Annotated in this window: 19 protein-coding genes and 1 pseudogene; 16 read left to right on the top strand and 4 right to left on the bottom strand. The window is 65.4% G+C overall.

Going from position 1 to position 22,652, the window contains the following annotated elements; all coding sequences use genetic code 11:
• Window positions 1-519: 519 nt before the first annotated feature.
• On the bottom strand, window positions 520-1,239 hold the full coding sequence (locus ABWP89_RS15775) for a Bax inhibitor-1/YccA family protein (RefSeq protein WP_353230484.1): 720 nt from the start codon (window positions 1,237-1,239) through the stop codon (window positions 520-522).
• 109 nt (window positions 1,240-1,348) lie between these two features.
• Complete coding sequence (locus ABWP89_RS15770) at window positions 1,349-2,260, bottom strand: hydrogen peroxide-inducible genes activator (RefSeq protein WP_353230483.1); 912 nt, start codon at window positions 2,258-2,260, stop codon at window positions 1,349-1,351.
• A 97-nt stretch (window positions 2,261-2,357) separates the two neighbouring features.
• Between ABWP89_RS15770 and ABWP89_RS15765 the strand changes: the two genes are divergently transcribed.
• The 7 genes from ABWP89_RS15765 (at window position 2,358) to ABWP89_RS15735 (ending at window position 8,417) form a co-directional block, all read left to right on the top strand.
• Window positions 2,358-2,531 (top strand): DUF465 domain-containing protein, encoded by a 174-nt coding sequence (locus tag ABWP89_RS15765; RefSeq protein WP_353230481.1) that lies wholly within the window; start codon window positions 2,358-2,360, stop codon window positions 2,529-2,531.
• Between the two features lie 75 nt (window positions 2,532-2,606).
• Window positions 2,607-3,590, top strand: a complete 984-nt coding sequence (locus tag ABWP89_RS15760; protein WP_353230479.1) for a TerC family protein — start codon at window positions 2,607-2,609, stop codon at window positions 3,588-3,590.
• 62 nt (window positions 3,591-3,652) lie between these two features.
• The gene (gene argE, locus ABWP89_RS15755; RefSeq protein ID WP_353230477.1) at window positions 3,653-4,825 is read left to right on the top strand and encodes an acetylornithine deacetylase; all 1,173 of its coding nucleotides are present in this window, start codon (window positions 3,653-3,655) and stop codon (window positions 4,823-4,825) included.
• Between the two features lie 108 nt (window positions 4,826-4,933).
• On the top strand, window positions 4,934-6,208 hold the full coding sequence (locus ABWP89_RS15750; RefSeq protein ID WP_353230476.1) for a flavin-containing monooxygenase: 1,275 nt from the start codon (window positions 4,934-4,936) through the stop codon (window positions 6,206-6,208).
• Window positions 6,209-6,217: 9 nt separating this feature from the next.
• Window positions 6,218-6,631 carry a RidA family protein gene (locus ABWP89_RS15745; RefSeq protein WP_353230474.1) on the top strand — a complete coding sequence of 138 codons (414 nt, stop codon included), beginning with the start codon at window positions 6,218-6,220 and terminating at the stop codon, window positions 6,629-6,631.
• Window positions 6,628-7,311, top strand: coding sequence for a DUF1028 domain-containing protein (locus tag ABWP89_RS15740; RefSeq protein ID WP_353230473.1), 684 nt, complete (start codon window positions 6,628-6,630; stop codon window positions 7,309-7,311). Before ABWP89_RS15745 ends, ABWP89_RS15740 begins: the two co-directional genes overlap by 4 nt.
• Before the next feature lie 173 nt (window positions 7,312-7,484).
• Complete coding sequence (locus ABWP89_RS15735; protein ID WP_353230471.1) at window positions 7,485-8,417, top strand: LysR family transcriptional regulator; 933 nt, start codon at window positions 7,485-7,487, stop codon at window positions 8,415-8,417.
• Here ABWP89_RS15735 and ABWP89_RS15730 read toward each other — a convergent pair.
• Together ABWP89_RS15730 and ABWP89_RS15725 are read right to left on the bottom strand one after the other, a co-directional pair.
• On the bottom strand, window positions 8,404-9,891 hold the full coding sequence (locus ABWP89_RS15730; RefSeq protein WP_353230470.1) for a glycoside hydrolase family 125 protein: 1,488 nt from the start codon (window positions 9,889-9,891) through the stop codon (window positions 8,404-8,406). The two genes, ABWP89_RS15735 and ABWP89_RS15730, sit on opposite strands and share 14 nt — an antisense overlap.
• 116 nt (window positions 9,892-10,007) lie before the next feature.
• A complete protein-coding gene (locus ABWP89_RS15725; protein WP_353230468.1) occupies window positions 10,008-10,886 on the bottom strand; it encodes a LysR family transcriptional regulator in 879 nt (292 codons plus the stop codon).
• 92 nt (window positions 10,887-10,978) lie between these two features.
• On the opposite strand from ABWP89_RS15725, the gene ABWP89_RS15720 reads away from it, so the two are divergent.
• The 9 genes and pseudogenes from ABWP89_RS15720 (at window position 10,979) to ABWP89_RS15680 (ending at window position 22,470) form a co-directional block, all read left to right on the top strand.
• Entirely contained in the window at window positions 10,979-12,145 is a 1,167-nt protein-coding gene (locus ABWP89_RS15720) for an acyl-CoA dehydrogenase family protein (RefSeq protein ID WP_353230466.1), read from the top strand.
• A 13-nt stretch (window positions 12,146-12,158) separates the two neighbouring features.
• Entirely contained in the window at window positions 12,159-13,760 is a 1,602-nt protein-coding gene (locus ABWP89_RS15715) for a carboxyl transferase domain-containing protein (RefSeq protein ID WP_353230465.1), read from the top strand.
• A gap of 2 nt (window positions 13,761-13,762) precedes the next feature.
• Window positions 13,763-15,727 (top strand): acetyl/propionyl/methylcrotonyl-CoA carboxylase subunit alpha, encoded by a 1,965-nt coding sequence (locus ABWP89_RS15710; protein WP_353230464.1) that lies wholly within the window; start codon window positions 13,763-13,765, stop codon window positions 15,725-15,727.
• Window positions 15,727-16,176, top strand: coding sequence for a MaoC family dehydratase (locus ABWP89_RS15705; protein ID WP_353230463.1), 450 nt, complete (start codon window positions 15,727-15,729; stop codon window positions 16,174-16,176). The genes ABWP89_RS15710 and ABWP89_RS15705 overlap by 1 nt, the downstream gene beginning before the upstream one ends.
• 213 nt (window positions 16,177-16,389) lie before the next feature.
• Window positions 16,390-17,997, top strand: a pseudogene (locus ABWP89_RS15700) (alpha-amylase family glycosyl hydrolase).
• A gap of 75 nt (window positions 17,998-18,072) precedes the next feature.
• Window positions 18,073-18,948, top strand: a complete 876-nt coding sequence (locus ABWP89_RS15695) for a dimethylarginine dimethylaminohydrolase family protein (RefSeq protein WP_353230462.1) — start codon at window positions 18,073-18,075, stop codon at window positions 18,946-18,948.
• A complete protein-coding gene (locus ABWP89_RS15690) occupies window positions 18,945-20,198 on the top strand; it encodes a M20 family metallo-hydrolase (RefSeq protein ID WP_353230461.1) in 1,254 nt (417 codons plus the stop codon). Before ABWP89_RS15695 ends, ABWP89_RS15690 begins: the two co-directional genes overlap by 4 nt.
• A 172-nt stretch (window positions 20,199-20,370) precedes the next feature.
• On the top strand, window positions 20,371-20,661 hold the full coding sequence (locus ABWP89_RS15685; RefSeq protein ID WP_353230459.1) for a hypothetical protein: 291 nt from the start codon (window positions 20,371-20,373) through the stop codon (window positions 20,659-20,661).
• A gap of 234 nt (window positions 20,662-20,895) precedes the next feature.
• Entirely contained in the window at window positions 20,896-22,470 is a 1,575-nt protein-coding gene (locus ABWP89_RS15680) for a tryptophan halogenase family protein (RefSeq protein ID WP_353230458.1), read from the top strand.
• Window positions 22,471-22,652: the final 182 nt, after the last annotated feature.

Raw genomic sequence — 22,652 nt, 5'->3', positions numbered from 1 at the left:
GGCAGCTGTCGCCCCAGTTCCTGCCATAGCCGAGCCGACGCGCAAAGACCGATAGCCGCCGTTGGTTCAGGTCGGGCGCGAAGGGCTGCTTTTGGCCATTCAGGGCGAAAAGGTGCCGTTCCGGAATCGCCCCAGTGGCAGCCATACAATCGTCATTCCTGCGAACGCAGGAATCCAGGTACCACGGCTCTGCAACAAAATCGTCTTGTACAATCAACAGGTTTCGCCATCCACTCTGGATTCCTGCGTTCGCAGGAATGACGAGGAGTGCGTTGCCGAAAGTCCGCTTTCCTCCCCAATTCCGGTCATAGCCCGGCCCTGAACCATTTCCCGAAACCTGCCGCACGTTCGGCGACCGGTGACTTGTCCGTTTCCAGGCTTTTACGGCGAAAGTGGGCATGGCAGATCCCGGCCCACTTGCGCATATTTTCCACCGCGGTGTTCTTTCATATCCCCGATTCCTGATTCACGCGGCCAACCGTCAGGCAACCGGAAAATCCCATTGCTGCCAACACAGCACTAGTCTCGCTGCACGCCGGTGAATTGCAGCATCAATTGGAAAAGATTGACGAAATTGAGATAGAGCGAAAACGCGCTCATCACTGCCAGCTTTTCGGCCGCCACACCACCGCCCAGCGCCATATAGTCGGTCCGGGCGCGTTGCGTGTCCCACGCCGCAAGGCCGGTGAACACGGCCACGCCGATGATGGAAATCACCAGTTGCAGCGGTCCCGATTGCAGGAACAGGTTGACCAGCCCGGCGATGACCAGGCCGACCACGCCCATCATCAGAAAGCTGGACCAGCGCGACAGATCGACGCCAGTGGTATAGCCCCACAGGCTCATCGCCAGAAACACCGACGCCGCGATGAAAAAGGTGGTGGCGATGCTCGCGCTGGTGAACACCAGGAACACGCTCGCCATCGACACGCCCATGATCGCGGCAAACGCCCCCAGCGCGGCAATCGCACCCGGCAGGCTCATCCGTTCAAACCGGAAGCTGAATAGGAACACAAACGCCAGCGGCGCCAGCATCGCCACCCATTTCAGCGGGGTGCCAAAGATCAGGCCGGACAGCGCGGGCGTGGCGCTGATGCCATAGGCGACCACGCCGCTGATGATCAGTGCGATCCCCATGTTGCGGTATATGCCGAGCATGTGCCGGCGCAGGCCGGCATCGTTTACGGGTGCGGGGCGGGCATGCGAAAAATTGCGCCCGCCAAGGGCATTGCGATCCATGATTCGTGTTCCTTGCAAAAGAGGCAGGCGTGCTCTCTACCGCGGCAAGGCTGGCCCGAACCTGAAGCCATGATCGAAACATATTCGCTGATTTGATAGTCTGCGCCTATCAGAGCGGATCGCTCAGAATGCGCCGTGCCTCCACCGCGATCGCCTCGGCAATGGTGTGATAGCTGTCGGCATAGGCGGCGCCCTCTCGCCAGACGGCAGCGATCGAACGCGTGCCGCTCCAGTCCGCCAATGTCAGGCGCGTCACCATGTTCTCACCGCCGACTTCCGATCGCAGATACAATTCGGGCAGCACCGCAAAGCCCAGGCCCGAACCGCACATCTGGCGCAGGCTGTCCAGGCTGGTGCCTTCGTAATCCTCCAGCGGGTCGGCGCGCAGGTCGGCGCAGATGTCACGGTCCTGGCGATAGGCATGGTGCCGCCGGTCGAGGCTGAGGAAACCGATGCCGGCAAAGTCGCTGCGCCGCACCAGCGCGGCCTGGGCCAGCGGATGTTCGGGTGGGCAAACGATGTGCAGCGATTCGCGAAACAGCGGTTCAACATGCAGGTCGCTGCCCGAAACCGGCAAGGGGGAAAGCAGCATATCGAGCTCACCACGCGCCAGTTCGCGCGCCTGCTCGTCGGGAATGCCTTCGCGGATATACAGCCGCATGTCGGGATAGCGCCGGTGCAGCGACGCCACGATCCCCGGCATCAGATAGGGACCGAGCGTCGGCGTCACACCAAAGCGGATCGTGCCGCTCATCCCCGATTTCGACCGCCGGGCCAGGTCTTCGGCATCCTTTACGTCGAGCAGGATCTTGCGCGCGCGCACCACCAGCTCCCGCCCGATCGGGGTGAGCTGGACCGGGGTTTCGTTGCGTTCGACCAGCGTCACCCCCAATTGCGCCTCAAGCGCGCGCAACTGCTGGCTGAGCGTGGGTTGCGAGATGTGCACGGCATCGGCCGCGCGCCGGAAATTGCGGTAATCCGCCAGGGCCACGAGATAGCTGAATTGGCGCAGGGTGCTCATGAACGCGATGATAGTTTCATACTATCGGATGTCCACCCACATTTCAATTTGAGCAATCGGCTGATCAGACCGATTGTCGGCCTGCCAGGAGGACACCATGAAACACCATCTCGAACGCTTGCATCACGAACACCGTCGGCTGAACCGGCTGATCGACACCTGCCGCAATGCCGCCCGCCAGGATGAAATGAAGGCGTTCAAGCGCCTGCGGCTGCGGATCAAGGACAAGATTGCCCAGTTGCAGCGCAGCGCCAGCCCGCTTGCGGGTTAACCGCGCTGTACAAAGGGGGCGGCGTCAGTCCCCCAATCCCTGCACGCCGCCCGCATTTTTTGATCGGACCCCACCATGACCGCGTTCCTGGTCACGTCTTTTCTTGGCACGCCGGTGTGGTTCTGGCTGGCATTTCTGCTGATCGTGGCGGCGCTGACCGCCTTTGACCTCGGCCTGCTGCACAAGCAGGACCGGGCGATGGGCATTGCTGAATCGCTGAAACTGTCCGCGTTCTACATCACCATCGCGCTGGCCTTTGGCGTGTGGGTGTGGGGTGTAAAGGGCGCCGACCTGGGCATGAAGTACTACACCGGGTTCTTCATCGAAAAGGCGCTTTCGATCGACAACATTTTTGTCATCAGCCTGATCTTCGGCACGTTCGCGATTCCGGCAAAGTACCAGTACCGCGCGCTGCTGTGGGGCATCATCGGCGTAATTGTGCTGCGCGGGGGCATGATCGCCGCCGGCGCCGCGCTCGTCAGCGAAGCGTACTGGGTGCTGTACATCTTCGCCGCATTCCTGGTCGCGACCGGCATCAGGATGGTGTTTGCGGGCGATGCACAGCCCGATCTCGCCAACAATTTCGCCATCCGCTGGATTTCCGGCCACATGCGCGTGACCAAAGACCTTCACGCCGAACGCTTTTTCGTCACCGTGCGCGATGCGGCTTCGGGCCGGATGGTGCGCGCGGCCACCCCGCTGTTCCTGGTGCTGGTGATCATCAACCTGGCGGACCTGGTGTTCGCGGTGGATTCGGTACCCGCCATCTTCGCCATCACCACCGACACCTTCGTGGTGTTCACATCGAACATCATGGCGGTCCTGGGCCTGCGCGCGCTGTATTTCGCGCTGTCGGCGATGATCGACCGGTTCCATTATCTGAAATACGCGCTTGCCGCGGTGCTGGTGTTCATCGGATCAAAGATCTTCGTGTCCGATTTCCTGCTGGGCGGGGCCAAGTTCCCCCCGCTGGCCAGCCTGGGCGTGACGTTCGCCCTGATCGGCGCCGGGATCGGCTGGTCGCTGTGGAAGACGCGTCAAGCGCCAGCCCTTCGCTGACCTTGCCTCCACCCCCAAACTTTTGCCGTGCGCCGCGCGCCCGTTTGCGCAAAGATGGCACGATGCATCCAGCCTTTCCCGACACCGCCGCAATCCTGGCCGATCTGATCGCCTTTCCCACTGTCAGCCGCAGCGGCAATCGCGCGCTGGTGGATTATGTGCGCAGGCTGGTTGAGCCGGCGGGCGCGCGGATCGTGCTGACCGATGATGGCGCCGATGCCAATATGTGGATCAGCGTGGGGCCGGATGATGCGCCCGGCGTGGTGCTGTCGGGGCATAGCGATGTGGTGCCGGTGGCGGGGCAGCCGTGGAGCCGTGATCCGTTTGCGCTGTTTGCTGCCGAGGGCCGGCTGTATGGGCGCGGGACCGCGGACATGAAGGGGTTTGTCGCCTCTGCCATCCGCGCGCTGCTGATCGCGGCGCGGCGCCCGCTGAAAACCCCGCTGCATCTGGCGATCTCGTTTGATGAAGAAATCGGCTGTGTCGGCGTGCGGTCGCTGCTGCCCGTGCTGGCGGCGCGGCCAGTCAGGCCACTGCTGGTGTGGATAGGCGAACCGACCGGGCTGGCACTGGCCGATGGGCACAAGGGCAAATCGGCGTACCGCGTCACCACCACCGGCCGCGCGGCGCATTCGGCGCTGACCCCGCAAGGGCTCAACGCCATCTACCTCGCCACCGATTTCATTGCCGCACTGCGCGATGTGCAGGCCGACCTGATCGCGCGTGCCCTGCCCGATCCGGCCTATGATGTCGCCTATACCACCGTGCATGTCGGCGTGATCCACGGCGGCGAAACGCTGAACATCGTGCCGGGCAGCTGCACGCTGGAATTTGAAATACGCGATCTGGCCAGCGATCATGTGCCCGCGATAGAGGCCGATATCCGCGCCCGCGCCGCCGCGATCGTGGCGCGCCATGCCGATGCGTTTCCCGAATGCACAATCCTGATCGAACCGGTGAACAGCTATCCCGGGCTCGACACCCGCCACCCCGGCGCGCTGGCGCTGGCACGTGCAGTGTCGGGGCACAATTCTGCCACGATCAAGCTGGCGTTCGGCACCGAAGCCGGGCTGTTTGCCCAAACCCTGGGCATTCCGGCGATCGTGTGCGGCCCGGGATCGATGGACCAGGGCCACAAGCCCGATGAATTTGTGACGGTGGAGCAACTGGCACGCTGCGACGCGATGCTGTTGCGGCTGATCGACCGGTTGGAGGCGGGAATCACGCTCGATTGACCCCGCGCCTGCTTCAGCTTTTCCGACGCCATGATGATAAACATTGTTGTTTTGCAAAATCAAGATCGGCCCTACATCGTCACCACGGGCAAACGCAGGACCAACGGCATGAACAGCGATACGGGCGACATTCTGGCGGTGGAAACACTGGTGATCGGCGGCGGCCAGGCCGGCATCGCCACCAGCGAACACCTGGGCCGCCACGGCTGCCCGCATCTGGTGGTGGAACGCGCGCGGATTGCCGAACGCTGGCGCAGCGGGCGGTGGGATTCGCTGGTCGCCAATGGCCCGGCCTGGCACGACCGTTTCCCGAATCAGACTTTTGATCAGACCGCCCCGGATGCCTTTGCGCCAAAGGAAGAGGTTGCCGCCTATTTCGAACGCTATGCCGCCATGATCGATGCGCCAATCCGCACCGGCGTGGCGGTGCGGCGGTTGAGCCGCCGCGCCGATGGGCAATTCATGGCCGAAACCGACGGCGATGCGGCATTTGCCCGCACCATCGTGGCCAAAAACGTGGTGGTTGCCACCGGCCCGTTCCACCACCCGGTGATCCCGCCGATGATCCCCGCGCACGCCGACGTGACGCAGATCCATTCGGCCGATTACAAAAATCCCGCCCAGCTGCCCGCCGGCGGCGTGCTGGTGATCGGCGCCGGGTCATCGGGGGTGCAAATCGCCGATGAGCTCAACCGTTCCGGCCACCCGACCTGGCTGGCGGTCGGGCCGCATCACCGCCCGCCGCGCCGCTACCGTGGCCGCGATTTTGCCTGGTGGCTGGACGTTCTGGGCAAATGGGACGAACCTGCCAGCGTGGCGGGTCAACACGTGACCATCGCGGTCAGCGGCGCGCGCGGCGGGCACACGGTCGATTTTCGCGAACTGGCGCACGCGGGCGTCACGCTGATCGGCCCGGTAAGCGGCTATGCCGACGGAAAAGTGCAGATTGCCCCGGATCTGGCCGCCAACATCGCCGCCGGGGACGCCAATTACCTGACGACCTTGCAAGAATCCGACGCCTATGCCCAACGCGAAGGTATCGATCTGCCCGAAGAGCCGGACGCCTATACGATCGGGCCGGACCCGGATTGCCTGACCCATCCGCTGGCCGAACTCGACCTGCGCGCCGCCGGCATCACAACCGTGGTGTGGGCGACCGGCTATGCGTTTGATTTCAGCTGGATCGATATCGACGCCGACCTGTTCGATGCGCACGGGAGCCCGCACCATGTGCGCGGGGTGACCGCCGTGCCGGGGCTGCATTTTGTCGGGCTGCCCGGGCTGTGGCGCCGTGCTTCTGCATTTATCTGGGGGGTGTGGCACGATGCCGCGTACCTGGCCGATCATATCGCCGCGCGCATGGCCGCGCGTGACGCTGCCTGAGGATATTCCATGCCCACCCACACCCGTATCCGCCCGTTCAACACCCGCGAAACCTATCCCGAACAGAAACTGGATAACGATCTGTGCCAGGCGGTCGTCGCCAGCGGGCGCATGGTGTTTGTGCGCGGGCAGATCGCGCAGGACCTGGATACCCGCGAAAGCCTGCATGTGGGCGACGCCACCCTGCAAACCCGCAAGGCCATGGAAAACATCGCGCTGCTGATGGCAGAGGCGGGCGGCGATATGTCGCACGTCTGCCGCGTGGTGGTCTATCTGATCGACATCCGGTACCGCGAAGATGTCTATCGCGAAATGGGCCGCTGGCTGAAAGGCGTGTTCCCGGTATCGACAGGCCTGGTCGTATCGGCGCTGGCGCGGCCCGAATGGCTGGTCGAAATCGAAGCGACAGCGATGATTCCATGACCTTTTCCATCGTCGCGCAGTGCCCGCGTACCGGGCAGTATGGGGTGGCGCTGTCATCGTCCAGCCCGGCGGTGGCGGCGCGCTGTGCGCATGCCCGCGCCGGCGTCGGCGCGGTGGCCACGCAGAATGTGACCGACCCGCGCCTTGGCCCGCTGGGGCTGGATCTGCTGGCGCGCGGCTATGCCCCCGCCGCCACGGTGGCCGCGCTGGCCGGCGCGGCGGGTGACCATGCGCCGTGGCGGCAAGTGACCGCGGTGGGCCGCCACGGGCCCGGCGCGGCATTCAGCGGCGCGCGCGCGCTGGGGCGGAACGGGCATCTGGCGGATGATCATGCGGTGGTGGCGGGCAATATGCTGGCCAGCGACGCTGTCCTACCGGCCATGCTGGCCGCCTTTGCCGCCGATCCCGCCGCGCATCTGGCCGAACGCTTGCTGGCCGCGCTTGATGCGGCGGTCGCGGCTGGGGGTGAGGAAGGCCCGGTCCATTCCGCCGGGCTGCTGGTGGTCGCCGATCAGCCCTGGCCACTGGTCGATCTGCGCGTCGATTGGGCCGACGCCGCGCCGATCACCGCGTTGCGGGCGTTGTGGAGCCTTTGGCGGCCGCAAATGGATGCCTATGTCACGCGCGCGCTCAATCCCGCCGATGCGCCGGGCTATGGCGTGCCGGGGGACCAGCGGTAGCCAATGGTTGAAGATATCCCCAGTCCACCCAAAAGGCCCTCCCCCTCAGGGGGAGGGTTGGGTGGGGGTGTCCAAGGCCCGAAGTTCGCACAACCAATCGGGCGCCGGACACCCCTCCCCAACCCCTCCCCTGAGGGGCGGGGCTTTATCCGCTTTGGTTGGCGCTAGTCGACATGCCCCGCTTCACGCTGAAACATCTGGAATATTTCGTCGCTGCGGGCGAAGCGGGCAGTGTCACGCTGGCGGCGGCGCGCGTGCCGATTTCGCCCCCGTCGGTCTCTGCCGCGATCACCACGCTGGAACACGAATTCGGCGTGCAACTGTTTGTGCGCCACCATGCGCAAGGGCTGTCGCTGACCACAGCGGGCGCGCGCCTGCTGATCGCGGCGCGTGACCTGTTGCGCGCCGCCGACGATCTGGGTGATCTGGCGCGCGACATGGCCACCGGGATTGCCGGACCGTTGCGCGTCGGCGCGTTCCGTACGCTGTCATCGCTGATCCTGCCCGAACTCATCGCGGGCTACGCCGCCGCGCACCCCCGCGTCGATCTGACCGTGATCGAGGACGACGAGGCAGGCCTGGCAACCCGGCTGCGGCGCGGCGAGATCGATTGCGCGCTCAGCTATGCGCAGGCCGATGACGATATCGCGTTCGAACCACTGGCCCGGCTGCCCACGTATATCGTGGTGCCCGCCAGCCACGCGCTGGCCAGCCGGGATCAACTCATGCTGACCGATCTGGCGGACGAGCCGTTCATCCTGCTCGATATGCCGGTCAGCCGCGACTATTTCCGGTCGCTGTTCAATGGCGCGGGCGTGGCCATGGCCCCGGCAATGCGATCGGATCAGCCCGAAACGGTGCGGTCGCTGGTGGGCAGCGGGCTGGGCTGGTCGCTGATGACCGCGCGGCCCGCCAGTCGGGTGGCCGCCAATGGCCGCCCGCTGGCCTACGTGGCCTTGCGCGATGCGGTGCCGCCAATGCAACTGGGGCTGTTGACCAACCCCGCCATACGGCCGACCCGCGCCACGGCGGCCTTTGCCGATCTGTGCCGCAGCACGATCACCACCGGGCACGTGCCCGGCATGGCAGACCTCACCCTGGCTTAAGCGCGGGCGGCAGCGCCAGCAGGCGCGGCATGCGCGCGGCCAGATCGATCACCATTTCGCCAAACAGCCCGTTGGCCCAGGCGAACCACGGCCGGGTGTAATGCGTCGGATTGCCCGCCTCAAACGCTTCGTGCATGAAACCGGTGCCGGCGTGGCTGGTTTTCAGCTGCGCGATGCAGGCCGCCACCACGCGCGGATCGTCGGATGACAGCGCGCGGATCATCAGCGACATCGGCCAGATCATGCCCGCCCCGGCATGCGGCCCGCCGATCCCGCTGTGGCCGCCCTGGGCAAAGAAATAGGGGTTGGCACTGCTCCACGCGCGCGCCTCCGTGCGGCGAAACACGGCATCATTGCGCGGCACCGCACCCAGATAGGCCAGCGATGACAGGCTGGGCGCATTGGCATCATCCATGAACAGCGTGTTGCCAAACCCGTCCACCTCATAGGCCCAGACCGCATCGGCGCCGCTGCCAACCCGGCCCGCACGCGCCAGTGCGGCCTCCACCTCTGCCGCCAGCGCCAGCGCATCATTCGCCAGCGCCGCATCGTGCAGCACCATGCCCGCAATCTGCGCCAGCCAGCGCAGCGCCTGCACCGCAAACAGGTTGGCGGGGATCAGGAACGGATAGACGCAGGCATCGTCCGACGGGCGGAACATCGAATGGATCAGGCCGATTTTCTGCGTCGGCGCGCCCTGCCCGTTCAGCATCAGCGTATCGGCGGGGTTCGACGTATTGCGCTGAAACCGGTACAGACTGGTGCCATCCTTGCGCTGTTCGGCGCGCAGCGTGGCCACGATCACGCGCGCCGCGCGTTGCCATTCGGCATCAAACGGCGCGGTATCACCGGTCGCCTGCCAGTAACCCCAGGCCAGCCGCACCACATGGCACAGCGAATCCACCTCCCACTTGCGCTCGGCCACGCCGGGTCGCATCGTCGTCATATCCTGCGCCACCCACCACAGCGGCGATTTGGCCGCCGGATCGCGCGCAAAGGCGTTGGCATAAGGATCGATCAGGATCGACCGCGCGTGCCGCCCGATCAGCCCGCGATACAGCCGTTGCAGCGCCGCATCGCCGCGCGCCAGGTGCAGATACCCCCATACTTGCGCCGCGCTGTCGCGCAGCCACATCGCCGGGATATCGCCGGTCAGGATAAAACTGTCGGGGCGGCCCCCCGGCAAAGTGCCGATCTCGACCGTGGTATCCAGCGTGTTGGGATAGCAATTGGCATAGAGCCACGCCAGTTCGGGATCGGCGATCAGCGCCGACACCCGCGCGATTTCGGCCTCTACCGCCGGGCTGGTAAAGCGCCGTTGCGCCGGGACGGGCCGGCGCGACACGAATTCGGCCGCCTGCGCGCGCGGGGCCGCCTCTGGCAACGCGCCCAGCCCTTCGCCCATCGCCACCGCGACCGCACTGGCACCGGCCAGGCGTTTCAGAAACAGGCGGCGATCAGAATGGGCGGTCATGGCGGGGTGCGGGCAGGGTCACTGGATCGGAATGGCAGGTGCAAGGGCGGCACAGCACCGGGATTCGGCGCTGTGCCGCCCTTGATAGAGCATGGGGCGGCACTGGCAACACACTGTCAGTCCGCCACCGCGCCTTCGCCCCGCACCCCGGCCGCGATCACGGGCAACAGCCCGCGCGCAATCAGATCGTGGCCAAACCCCGGGTCGCACAGCAATCCCACCCGGCGGCGAAAGGTATAGCCCGCGACATCGATCGGCACGGTGCCCGCCACTGCCAGCGACAGCGGCGCGGTGGTGATGCCAAGACCAGCGGCAACCATCGCCATGCACCGTTCATCGCTGTCGCTGCGCAGCGCAAAGCGCGGCCGCACCCCGGCGGCGGTGAAAAACCGGCTGGTATCATCCAGCACCTCGCAGGCGCGGCGCGCGATCATGATCGCACTGGCCAGGTCTTCTGGTGCGACCGTGCCGGCCCGCGTCAGCGGGTGCCCGGCCGGCACGAACATGCGATAGGGTTCTTCCCACAGGCCATGCACGGTTGCGCCATGTTCGCCGGGCCGCAACAGCGTCAGCGCCGCGGCGATCCGCCCCCCGGCCAGCAGGACGCGCAATTCCTGGTCGCTGCCTTCGACCAATTCCACGCCATAGGCATCGCGCAAAGGCGCGATCACCGCGCGCAACAGGCCGGGCGCGACGGTGCGGATCGCCCCCAGCCGCAGCGTGGGCCAATCGGGCGTCGATCCGCGGCCAAAACTGTCGGCGGCGCGAAACCCGCGTTCCAGATCGCGCGCAATCGGCAGAAACGCGCCGCCCGCCTCGGTCAGGCGCACCAGTCGCCGGTTGCGCACGAACAGCCGCGTGCCGACCAGCCGTTCCAGCTCTGCAATCCCGGCCGACAGCGATGGCTGCGTAATGTGCAGCCGCGCCGCCGCCTGAACAAAGCTGCCGGCGTCGGCCACGCCCAGGAACTGGCGGATATGGTGACGTTTGATCATAGACAAGACCTATATGAGCCCACGATCATTTTCAATTTCTGATATGGAAACCTGTGCAGTAGAATGCGCGGCAACAGCGATAAGAGGATGCCATGCGCGCGACACCGGAATTCGATTTTGGCCTGTCCGAACAGACCATGATGCTGCGCGACACGGTCGCCCGCTTTGCCGATGATCACATCGCGCCAATTGCCGCCGCCATCGATGCACAGGACCGTTTCCCGCGCGAACTGTGGCCCACCATGGGCGCGCTGGGGCTGCACGGTATTACGGTGGAAGAGGCCGACGGCGGCCTGGGCCTGGGCTATCTCGACCATACCATCGCGGTGGAGGAGATTGGCCGCGCCAGTGCGAGCGTCGGCCTGTCCTATGGCGCGCATTCCAATCTGTGCGTCAACCAGATTCGCCGCTGGGGCAGCCCTGAACAAAAGGCGAAATATCTGCCCAAACTGATCAGCGGCGATCATGTCGGTGCGCTGGCGATGTCAGAGGCCGGCGCCGGCAGCGACGTTGTCGGCATGAAATTGCGCGCCGATGCGGTGCCCGGCGGGTTTCGGCTGAACGGCACCAAATACTGGATCACCAACGGTTCGGTCGCCGACACGCTGGTGGTCTATGCCAAATCGGGCAGCGACAGCGGATCGCGCGCGATCACCGCATTCCTGATCGAAAAGGGCATGGCCGGGTTTTCGATCGGGCAACATATCGATAAAATGGGCATGCGCGGATCGCCCACTGCCGAACTGGTGTTCGACGATTGTTTCGTGCCCGAAGACAACGTGATGGGCCCGCTGCATGGCGGGGTCGGCGTGTTGATGAGCGGGCTGGATTATGAACGCGTGGTGCTGGCCGGGATTGCGCTGGGCAGCATCCAGGCCTGTCTGGATACCGTGATCCCCTATGTGCGCGAACGGCGCCAGTTTGGCCAGGCGATCGGATCGTTTCAGCTGATGCAGGCCAAAGTGGCCGACATGTATGTCGCGCTGCAATCGGCGCGCGCCTATGTCTATGCCGTGGCGCGCGCCTGCGACAATGGCCAGACCACGCGGTTCGATGCCGCCGGCGCGATCCTGCTGGCCAGCGAAAACGCGTTCCGTGCGGCGGGCGAAGCGATCCAGGCGCTGGGCGGCGCGGGCTATACCAAGGACTGGCCGGTCGAACGTTATCTGCGCGATGCGAAACTGCTCGACATCGGCGCCGGCACCAACGAAATCCGCCGCATGCTGATCGGCCGCGAACTGATCGGGGCACGCGGATGACGGGCCGCCGCGCATGACCGCCCCCGTCATCCCCACGGCGCTGGATCGCAACAGCCCCGCGGCACGCGCATGCGATGCGCACAACCGCGCGCTGGCCGCCGAATTGCGGACACGCGTCGCCGCAGTCGCACTGGGCGGTGGCGCCAAATCGCGCGAACGGCACACGTCGCGCGGCAAACTGCTTCCCAGAGAGCGTGTGGAGCGCCTGCTCGATCCGGGATCGCCGCTGCTCGAACTCGGGCAACTGGCCGCGAACGGATTGTACGATGACGAAATCCCCGGCGCCGGGCTGATCACCGCGATCGGGCGGGTGGCCGGGCAACAGGTGATGATCGTGGCCAACGATGCCACGGTCAAGGGCGGCACCTATTACCCGATGACGGTCAAAAAACATCTGCGCGCGCAGGCGATCGCCGCCGAAAACCGCCTGCCGTGCCTCTACCTTGTCGATTCAGGCGGGGCCAACCTGCCGCACCAGGCCGAAGTGTTCCCCGACCGCGACCATTTCGGCCGGATATTCTTCAACCAGGCGCAAATGTCGGCGCAGGGCATTGCACAGATCGCCTGCGTGATGGGCAGTTGCACCGCCGGCGGGGCTTACGTTCCGGCGATGAGCGATGAAACGGTGATCGTGCGCAATCAGGGCACGATTTTCCTGGCAGGCCCGCCGCTGGTCAAGGCCGCGACGGGCGAAGACATAAGTGCCGAGGACCTGGGCGGTGGCGATCTGCATGCGCGCAAATCGGGCGTGGTCGATCATCTGGCCGCCAGCGATGATCACGCGATCGCCGTGCTGCGCGATATCGTCAGCACGCTGCCGCCCCAGCACAGCGCGCCGGTCAACGCCTGCGCACCGGTGCCGCCGCTCTACCCCGCCGATGACCTGTACAGCCTGATCCCGGAAACGGTGCGCGTGGCGATGGATGCGCGCGAGATCATTGCGCGCCTGGTCGATGGCAGCGAATTTCATGAATTCAAGGCACTCTATGGCACGACGCTGGTCTGCGGGTTTGCCCATATCGATGGCCTGCCAGTGGCGATCCTGGCCAACAACGGCGTGCTGTTTTCCGAAAGCGCCACCAAAGGCGCCCATTTCATCGAACTGGCGTGCCAGCGCCGCGTGTCCCTGCTGTTCCTGCAAAACATCACCGGCTTCATGGTCGGCGGCAAGTATGAGGCAGAGGGGATCGCCCGCCACGGAGCCAAGCTGGTGACCGCGGTCGCCACCGCCAGCGTGCCGAAAATCACCGTGGTGATCGGCGGGTCGTTCGGCGCGGGCAATTACGGCATGTGCGGGCGCGCCTATGATCCGCGCTTTCTGTTTACCTGGCCCAATGCGCGCATTTCGGTGATGGGCGGCGAACAGGCCGCCAGCGTGCTGGCCACCGTTCACCGCGATGCCGCGAAGTGGAACGCCGACGAAGCCGAAGCGTTCAAGGCGCCGATCCGCGACCGGTTCGAAGCCGAAGGCAGTCCTTATTTTGCCACCGCGCGGCTGTGGGACGATGGCATTATCGATCCCGCACAAACGCGCGCGGTGGTCGCCCTGGCGCTGACCGCCGCGCTCAACGCCCCCATACCCGAACGCGCGCAGTTCGGCGTGTTCCGGATGTGATGATGATCCAATCCCTGCTTATCGCCAACCGTGGCGAAATCGCCTGCCGGATCATCCGCACCGCGCGGGCGATGGGCATTCACACTGTCGCGGTCCATTCCGACGCCGATGCCGATGCGCTGCACGTGCGCCTGGCCGATGCGGCGGTGGCGATCGGGCCGGCGCCCGTGCGCGAATCGTACCTGGTGGGGGCGCGGATCATTGCCGCCGCGCGTGATACGGGCGCACAGGCGATCCACCCCGGTTATGGCTTTCTGTCGGAAAACGCCGCTTTTGCGCAAAGCGTGATCGATGCCGGGCTGGTCTGGGTCGGGCCCGATCCCGCCAGCATCACCGCGATGGGGCTGAAAGACGCGGCCAAGGCGCTGATGATCGCAGCCGGGGTGCCGGTCACGCCGGGCTACATGGGCGAAAACCAGGACCCGGATTTCCTGGCCGCGCAATCGGCACAAATCGGCTATCCCGTGCTGATCAAGGCGGTTGCGGGCGGCGGCGGCAAAGGCATGCGACTGGTCGAAGACCCCGCACAGTTTGCCGAAGCGCTCGCCTCATGCCAGCGAGAGGCGGCCAGCTCGTTCGGCAATGCCCACGTGCTGATCGAGAAATACATTCTCAGCCCCCGCCATATCGAAGTGCAGGTGTTTGGCGACGCGCACGGCAATGTCGTGCATCTGTTTGAACGCGATTGTTCGCTGCAACGCCGCCACCAGAAAGTGATCGAGGAGGCCCCTGCCCCCGGCATGGATGCGCAGACCCGCGCCGCGCTGTGCGCAGCAGCAGTGCGCGCGGCAAAAGCGGTCAATTATCGTGGCGCGGGTACAATCGAATTCATTGCCGATGGTTCTGAAGGGCTGCGGGCCGACCGCATCTGGTTCATGGAAATGAACACCAGGCTGCAAGTCGAACATCCGGTGACCGAGGCGGTGACCGGCATCGATCTGGTCGAATGGCAATTGCGCGTGGCCGCCGGCGAACCGCTGCCGCTGACGCAGGATCAGATCACGCTGACCGGCCACGCGGCAGAGGCGCGGCTCTATGCCGAAGACCCGGCGACCGGGTTTTTGCCCAGCGTTGGTCGGCTTGATCATCTGCGCCTGCCCACCATCGCCCGCGTCGACAGCGGCGTGGATCAGGGCGGCAGCGTCAGCCCGTTCTATGACCCGATGCTGGCCAAGCTGATCCACCACGCGCCCGACCGCACCGCCGCGCTGGCGGGTCTGGCGGCGATGGCCGGGGCGGTGGAATGCTGGCCAGTGCGGACCAATGCGGCATTTCTGACCCGCGCGCTGGCCGATGCCGATGTGATCGCCGGGCGGCTGGACACCGGGCTGGTCGCGCGGCGCGGCGATGATTGGGCGGCCCGGCCCGTGCCGGGGGATGCGCTGCTGCAGGCCGTGGCGCGGGCGATCAACGGCCCTGCCCCGGCACTGGCCGGCTGGCGGCTGAATGCTCCGCCGGCGCCGGTGATCGTGCGGATCGACGATGGCGCGGCGGTCCATGCCGTCACGCTAAGAAAAGGCAATAGCGCTCCCCTCCCCTTCAGGGGAGGGGCTGGGGGTGGGGGCTATCCTCTTGGCTCGGCGATTGGGGATAGCCCCCACCCCAACCCCTCCCCTGAAGGGGAGGGGCTTGAAGGACACGTTTCTTTTACCCTGACACCACGCGGCGTGATCGCCAGCGAAGGCGGTACGACCTGGCTGATGACAGCATGGCGCCCCGCCGGGGCCGAAGCGGATGCGGGCGCAGGATCGCTCCACGCACCAATGCCCGGGCTGGTCACTGCGGTGATGGTGGCGGCGGGCGATGCCGTGATCAGGGGCCAGACGCTGCTGACTATGGAAGCGATGAAGATGGAGCAGGCGATCAAAAGCCCGATAGATGGCGTGGTGGCGCAATTGCCGGTCGTGGTCGGGCAGCAAGTTGGCGCCGATGCCCTGCTGATCCGCATCGAACAGGGGGACGCGTAATGCCCGGACGGTATTTCGAAGAATGGGACATCGGCGCACAGATCACCCACCAGCCCAGCCGCACCGTGACCGAAACCGACAACCTGCTGTTTTCGGCGATGACGCACAATCTGCAACCGCTGCACCTGGATGCCGAAACCGCCCGCGCCAGCGAATTTGGCCAGATCCTGGTCAATTCCACCTTCACCTTTGCGCTGTGCGTCGGGCTGTCGGTGGGGGATACGACGGTGGGCACGCTGGTGGCCAATCTGGGCTTTGACAAAGTGGTCACCCCCAAACCGACATTCATCGGCGACACGCTGACCTGCCACAGCGAAGTGATCGACCTGCGCGCCAGCAAATCGCGGCCAAACGCCGGCGTGGTTACCTTTCGCCACTGGCTGACCAACCAGCACGGGCACGAGGTACTGTCGTGCACCCGCACCGCGCTGATCAGCCGCCGGGGCTGAGCGCTGCGCCCGGCAAGTCCGCTCCAATTGCGTGATTGTTTGCCTTAAGTGGAAGTTGATCCCGCCATAAAGCCCCGGCATAGGGGTGCCCGGACGATGGCCTGCGACGTCTGCGCGCCGGGCAATGACACGGGTGAGGCGCGCACAATGACCAAGGCAAACCCGATTCTCGTCGGAACCGCAGCACCCGCGGCAAGCCTTGCGAACGTTCCCATGGCGCCGGCCGAATGGTGGCGCGGGGCGACTATCTACCAGATCTATCCGCGCAGCTTTGCCGACAGCAACGGCGATGGCATCGGCGATCTGCCCGGGATTACCGCGCATCTGGATCATGTCGCGCGGCTGGGGGCCGATGCGATCTGGGTTTCGCCGTTCTTCACCAGCCCGATGGTCGATTACGGCTATGACGTGGCCGATTACCGCGATGTCGATCCCACCTTTGGCACGCTGGCCGATTGTGATGCGCTGATCGCGCGCGCGCATGCGCTGGGGCTGAAGGTCACCATCGACCTGGTGTTTGCGCATACGTCCGACAAACACGCCTGGTTTGTTGACAGCCGCAGCGACCGCCACAGCGCGCATGCCGACTGGTACGTGTGGGCCGATGCCAATTCCGACGGCACCCCGCCCAACAACTGGCAATCGGTGTTCGGCGGCCCGGCCTGGACCTGGGATGCGCGGCGCCAGCAATATTATTACCACCAGTTTTTAAAGGAACAGCCACAGCTGAACCTGCATTGGCCCGCCGTGCAGGATGCCGCGCTGGATGTGGTGCGGTTCTGGCTGGATCGCGGCGTCGACGGGTTTCGCTTTGACGCGCTCAACCACGGCATGTTCGATCCCGCGCTGACCGACAATCCGCCCGCCACCGACGACCGCCCGATCACGCGTTCCTATGATTTCCAGATCAAACGGTTCAGCCAGAACCATCCGGCCGTGGTCCCGTTTGTCGAACGCATCCGCGACGTGTGCGATGGCTATGGCGCGGTGTTCACCGTGGCCGAGGTCGGCGGCGATGGCGCAATCCCGCTGATGAAGGCCTACACCGCCGGCGACCACCGCCTGTCGAGCGCCTATGGCTTTGAATTTCTGTATGCCCCCCGCTTTACCGCGCAACTGGTGGCCGATGTCATGCACGACTGGCCCGGCACGCCCGACGCCGACGGGAATGCCGAAGGATGGCCCAGCTGGGCGTTTGAAAACCACGATGCGCCGCGCTGCCTGTCGCGCTGGGCCGCACCCGCCGATCAGGCGCGGTTTGCGCGAATGAGCATGGCGCTGCTGACCGCGCTGCGCGGCAACATTTTCCTGTATCAGGGGCAGGAACTGGGCCTGTTGCAGGATGACATTCCGTTCCACCTGCTCAAAGACCCGGAGGCGATTGCCAACTGGCCGCTGACGCTCAGCCGCGATGGCGTGCGCACGCCAATGCCGTGGGACCACACCGCCCCGCACGGCGGTTTTACCGCTGGTACGCCGTGACTGCCGCTGTCGCCCGCCAACATCGCGCGCTCGGTTAGCGTGCAACGCGACGATCCCGATGCCTTGCTGGCACACACCCGCGCGATGATTGCGCTGCGGCGGGCCTATCCCGCGCTGCGCACCGGCGACATCGCCGACGTCACCGTGGATGGCGACCGTTTGCGTTTTGTGCGCCGCGCGGGCGACGAGGTGATCCATTGCCTGTTCAACATCGGCGGCACCGACCAGCACTACCAGGCCCCGGCCGGTGCGGTGATCGCGGCGATCAATGGCGCGGATACCACGCAGCTGCCGGCATGGGGCGCGCTGTTGGTTTTGGAAACTTCGCGCTCTGCCTGACCGAAAATTGCTGCACCGCGCCCGCGCCCGGCTATAGTCCGGCGATGGGCGGGGTGCCGCCATGCTGTGGAGACCATGATGCGCTGGACTGTGGATTCGGAAACCGGGGTGCTGACCGACGTGCTGTTGTGCCGCCCGGACCATTACCAGTGGCTGGAAACCAACGCGGTGGCGGTATCGACGCTGGCCTCATCGGCGCAGTTTGATCGCGCGGAAATGCTGCGGCAATGGGACGGGCTGGTCGCCGCGCTGGATGGTGCGGGCGTGCGCATCCACTATCTGGAACAAAGCCCGGCGCATCCCTACCAGGTCTATACCCGCGATTCGAGCCAGACCACGCCGTGGGGCCCGGTGCTGACCCAGCTGGCATTGCCGCAACGGCGCGGCGAATATGCCCGGGTAATGGACTTTCATCTGGCCGCCGATGGTTTTTACCGCTTTGCCAACCATGGCGTGGTGGAGGGCGGCGATATCCATGTGGTGCGCCCCGGGCTGCTGATCATCGGCCATTCGGGCGTGCGCACCAATCGCGCCGGCGCCGAACAGTTTGCCGGGTGGTTTGCCGAACACGGCTGGTCCACCTTCATTCACGAATTTCCCGAACATTTCCTGCATCTTGATGTGTTGTTCTGCATGGCGACCGACAGCCTGGCGGTGGCCTGCATCGATGTGCTGGGCGATGAATTTGCGCGAATGTTGGCCGCGCACGGCATCAACGTGATCGACGCGACTTATCCAGAGGTCATGGCGATGAGCTGCAACCTGCTCGCACTGGGCGACAACCGCGTGATCAGCCCGGCGCACAGCCAGCGCATCAACGCCGAATTGCGCGCGCACGGCGTGACCGTGATCGACCCGGCGCTCGACGTGTTTGCGCGCGGCGGTGGCAGCGTGCATTGCATGACCATGCCGCTGCATCGAAAGCCGCTGGGCGAACAGGTGGCGACATGACCGACCATACCGCTTTGCGCATAGCGGGCGACCGGCTGTGGTCCACCCTGACCGAAACCGCGCAATTCGGCGCCATCCCCGGCACGCCCCGCGGCATGTGCCGGCTGACCCTGTCAGAGGCTGACGTCGCGGTGCGGCGCTGGCTGATCGATGCCGCGACCGCCATCGGCATGACCGTGACGATCGACAAACTGGGCACCATCCACGCGCGCCGGCCTGGCAGCGAACCCGGCCTGGCGCCGATTGCGATCGGCAGCCATCTCGATACCCAGCCGACCGGTGGGCGGTTTGACGGCATCCTGGGCGTGCTGGCCGGGCTGGAAGTGGTGCGCACGCTGCACGATGCCGGGATCACCACGCGCCACCCGATCGAGGTGATCAACTGGACCAACGAAGAAGGCGCGCGGTTTGCCCCGGCGATGGTCGCATCGGGGGTGTTTGCGGGCGAATTCACGCTCGATTACGCGCTGGCGCAGACCGACCGCGACGGGATCACGCTGGCCGCGGCGCTGGACCAGGCGGGTTTTGCCGGCGCTGCCGAACCCGGCGCGCACGCACTGGCCGCTCATTTTGAACTGCATATCGAACAAGGCCCGGTGCTGGAGGCCGAAGGCATCGAGATAGGCGTGGTCAATGGCGTGCAGGGCATCCGCTGGTACGATGTCGTGGTCAAAGGGCAGACCTGCCACGCCGGCACCACGCCGATGGCGCTGCGCCGCGATGCGTTGCAGGCGGCGGCGCGGCTGGCCGTGGCGGTGGACCACATCGGCCGATCCGATCCGGGCCGGTCGCTATCGACTATCGGGCTGTTCCAGGCCTATCCCGGGTCGCGCAACACCGCGCCGGGTGAAGTGCGGCTGACGGTGGACTTGCGCCACCCGGAGGTGGCCGGGCTGGACCTGATGGAGGTCACCTTGCGCGACCGCATGGCAGAGGTCGAACGCGAAACCGGCTGCACGATCGCGCTGAATCCGGTGTGGTATTCGCCGCCGGTGCGGTTCGATCCGGGCGTGATCGATGCGATTGCCGGGGCCACGCAGCGGCTGGGCTATACGCACCGCACCATGCCGTCGGGCGCGGGGCACGATTCGGTCTACACCGCGCGCGTCGCACCCACGGGGATGATCTTTATCCCGTGTGAAAACGGCATCAGCCACAACATTGCCGAAAACGTGACCCCCGCGCAGGCAACCCAAGGAGCCAACGTGCTGTTACAGGCCGTGCTCGATTACGACCGCCGCACGGCCTGATCGCCCGCGCATTTTTCTTCACAAAGAGTCATTAAACTGCAACATTGGTGAAATCCCGAATCGACCTCGGGGGAGTGGCTCACGACGGCCGCATCCTGCCGGGTCGGGCGCGAAAACCCGATCCACCCTGGCTGGAAGGCTGGCGCAACCGCCACGCTGTTGGGGAGACGCCATGATCAGGAACCCGCATATCACCCCGCCCCAACGCCCGTTGACGCGCGCGCAGGCCATGGTCATGGCGGTCGAAGCCCTGAAACGGGCGCAGCAATCGGTGCGGTCCGAACGCGGCCGCACCCGCAGCAAAATGCGCATCGCCGCCCCGCCGCGCGTGCGCACACTACCCCACACGGCCGATCGCCGTCGCCCGCACCTGGCCATGCCGGTGATGCCCGAACTGGTGATGATCCTGGTCATCGTGCTCGCCTGTCTTGCGGGTCTGCTACGCGCGACAATCACCGGCTGAGCTTTCGCTGCCTTTACGGGCCGGCGCCATTGATCACGCCGCCCGGCGCGCCTATGTAACCGGTTACCAGTTTGCGGTGGCGGCGCAGCGGCGCGGTATGGCATGGGACAGCAACATCGTCGTGGTGACGCGATGGGTCGTGGCGTCGCCGGTGTTGTCGCATTGCCCAGCCATCTGCCCTGCCGAATGCACCCGGATACAGAATGCGCCCGACCCGATCCCAAGGACCCTGCGATGACGCCTGCGCCCAATCCGCCGATCAGCAATATCACCATTGTCGGCGGCGGCACCGCCGGATGGATGACCGCCGCGCTGCTGTCCAAACTGTTCACCCGCGGTTATCGCATCCGGCTGATCGAATCCGATGCGATCGGGACGATCGGCGTGGGAGAGGCGACCATTCCCGCCATCCGCACCTATAATACGCTGGCGGGGGTCGATACCGCCGCGATGATCCGCGCCACCAAAGCTACATTCAAGCTGGGCATCGAATTCGTCAACTGGCGCGGCCTGGGAAGTCGCTATATCCACGGTTTCGGCAAGATCGGGCAGGACAACCTGTGGCTGCACACGCACCAGCTGTGGCTGAAAATGGCGCAGAGCGGGAACGCCAAACATTTTGACCACTATGCGCTGAACTGCGTTGCCGCGCGGCTCAACCGCTTTGCCGAACCCGATTCCCGCGCCCCCGGATCGCCGCTGGCCGACATCGATTATGCGTTTCATTTCGACGCCGGGCTGTTTGCCGCACATTTGCGCCAATTGTCAGAAGCGCGCGGAGTGGAACGCATCGAAGGGCGCATTGCCTCGGTCAACCGCCACGGCGAAACCGGGTTTGTTACCGATCTGGTGCTCGACGATGGGCGGCGGGTGGATGGTGAACTGTTTATCGATTGTTCGGGCATGCGCGCCCTGCTGATCGGCGATGCGCTGGGCGTGGGGTATGAGGATTGGAGCCAGTGGCTGCTGTGCAACCGCGCGCTGGCGGTGCCGTGCGAAAATGCGCCCGTGCTCACCCCCTATACCCGCTCCACCGCGCATGGCGCGGGGTGGCAATGGCGCATTCCGCTGCAGCACCGCATCGGCAATGGCCACGTCTATTCCTCTGCGCATATCAGCGATGATGATGCGGCGGCGGTGCTGCTGGGCAATCTGGATGGCAAACCGTTGAAAGACCCCATGCCGGTGCGATTCCGCCCCGGCAAACGCCTGCGCGCGTGGGACAAGAACGTGGTGGCGATCGGGCTGTCCTCGGGCTTTCTCGAACCGCTCGAATCGACCAGCATCCACCTCATCCAGACCGCGATCTTTCGCCTGGTCGCGCTGTTTCCGGGCCAGGCGTTCAACCCGGCCGACCGCGAGGAATACAACCGCCAGACCGATTTCGAATATGCCGACATCCGCGATTTCATCATCGCGCATTACAAGGTCACCGACCGCGAAGACACGCCGTTCTGGGCCTATCTGAAACATATGGCCATCCCCGACAGCCTGGCCGAACGGCTGGAGCTGTTCCGCGCCTCGGCCCGGTTTTTCATGCACCACAAGGCCGAACTGTTCCGCGAAGAAAGCTGGGTGCAGGTGCTGATCGGCCAGGGCCTGCCGATGCAGTATGACCCGATGGTGGACATGCTGCCCGATGCCGAAGTCGCCGCGTTTCTGGCCGATATCGAAGAGGTCATCGCCGATAACGCCCAGCGCATGTTGCCCCATGCCGACTATATCCGCCGCATCGTCGAGCCGCGCCCGGTGGTCAGCTCACTGACGCCCGCGCGGCCGGGCGCGATCAGGACGACACTGAAATTCTAGTGCAAAGCACTGAATAAAAGCCCTCCCCCTCAGGGGGAGGGTTGGGCGGGGGTGTCCAACGCTGCGATGGCGCGCAACAATTCGGGCCTCGTAGCCAGCCCTTACCGGCGCTAACCTAACCCCGAAGCGTCGCCCTGGGCTTGACTGTACAGACCGGCAAGATGGTGGACGGTTGTACGGGG

Source organism: Novosphingobium sp., from assembly GCF_040398825.1.
Lineage (GTDB): Bacteria > Pseudomonadota > Alphaproteobacteria > Sphingomonadales > Sphingomonadaceae > Novosphingobium.
The sequence above is the reverse complement of the archived record's forward strand: the minus strand, read 5'-3'. Positions and strand labels throughout refer to the sequence as shown.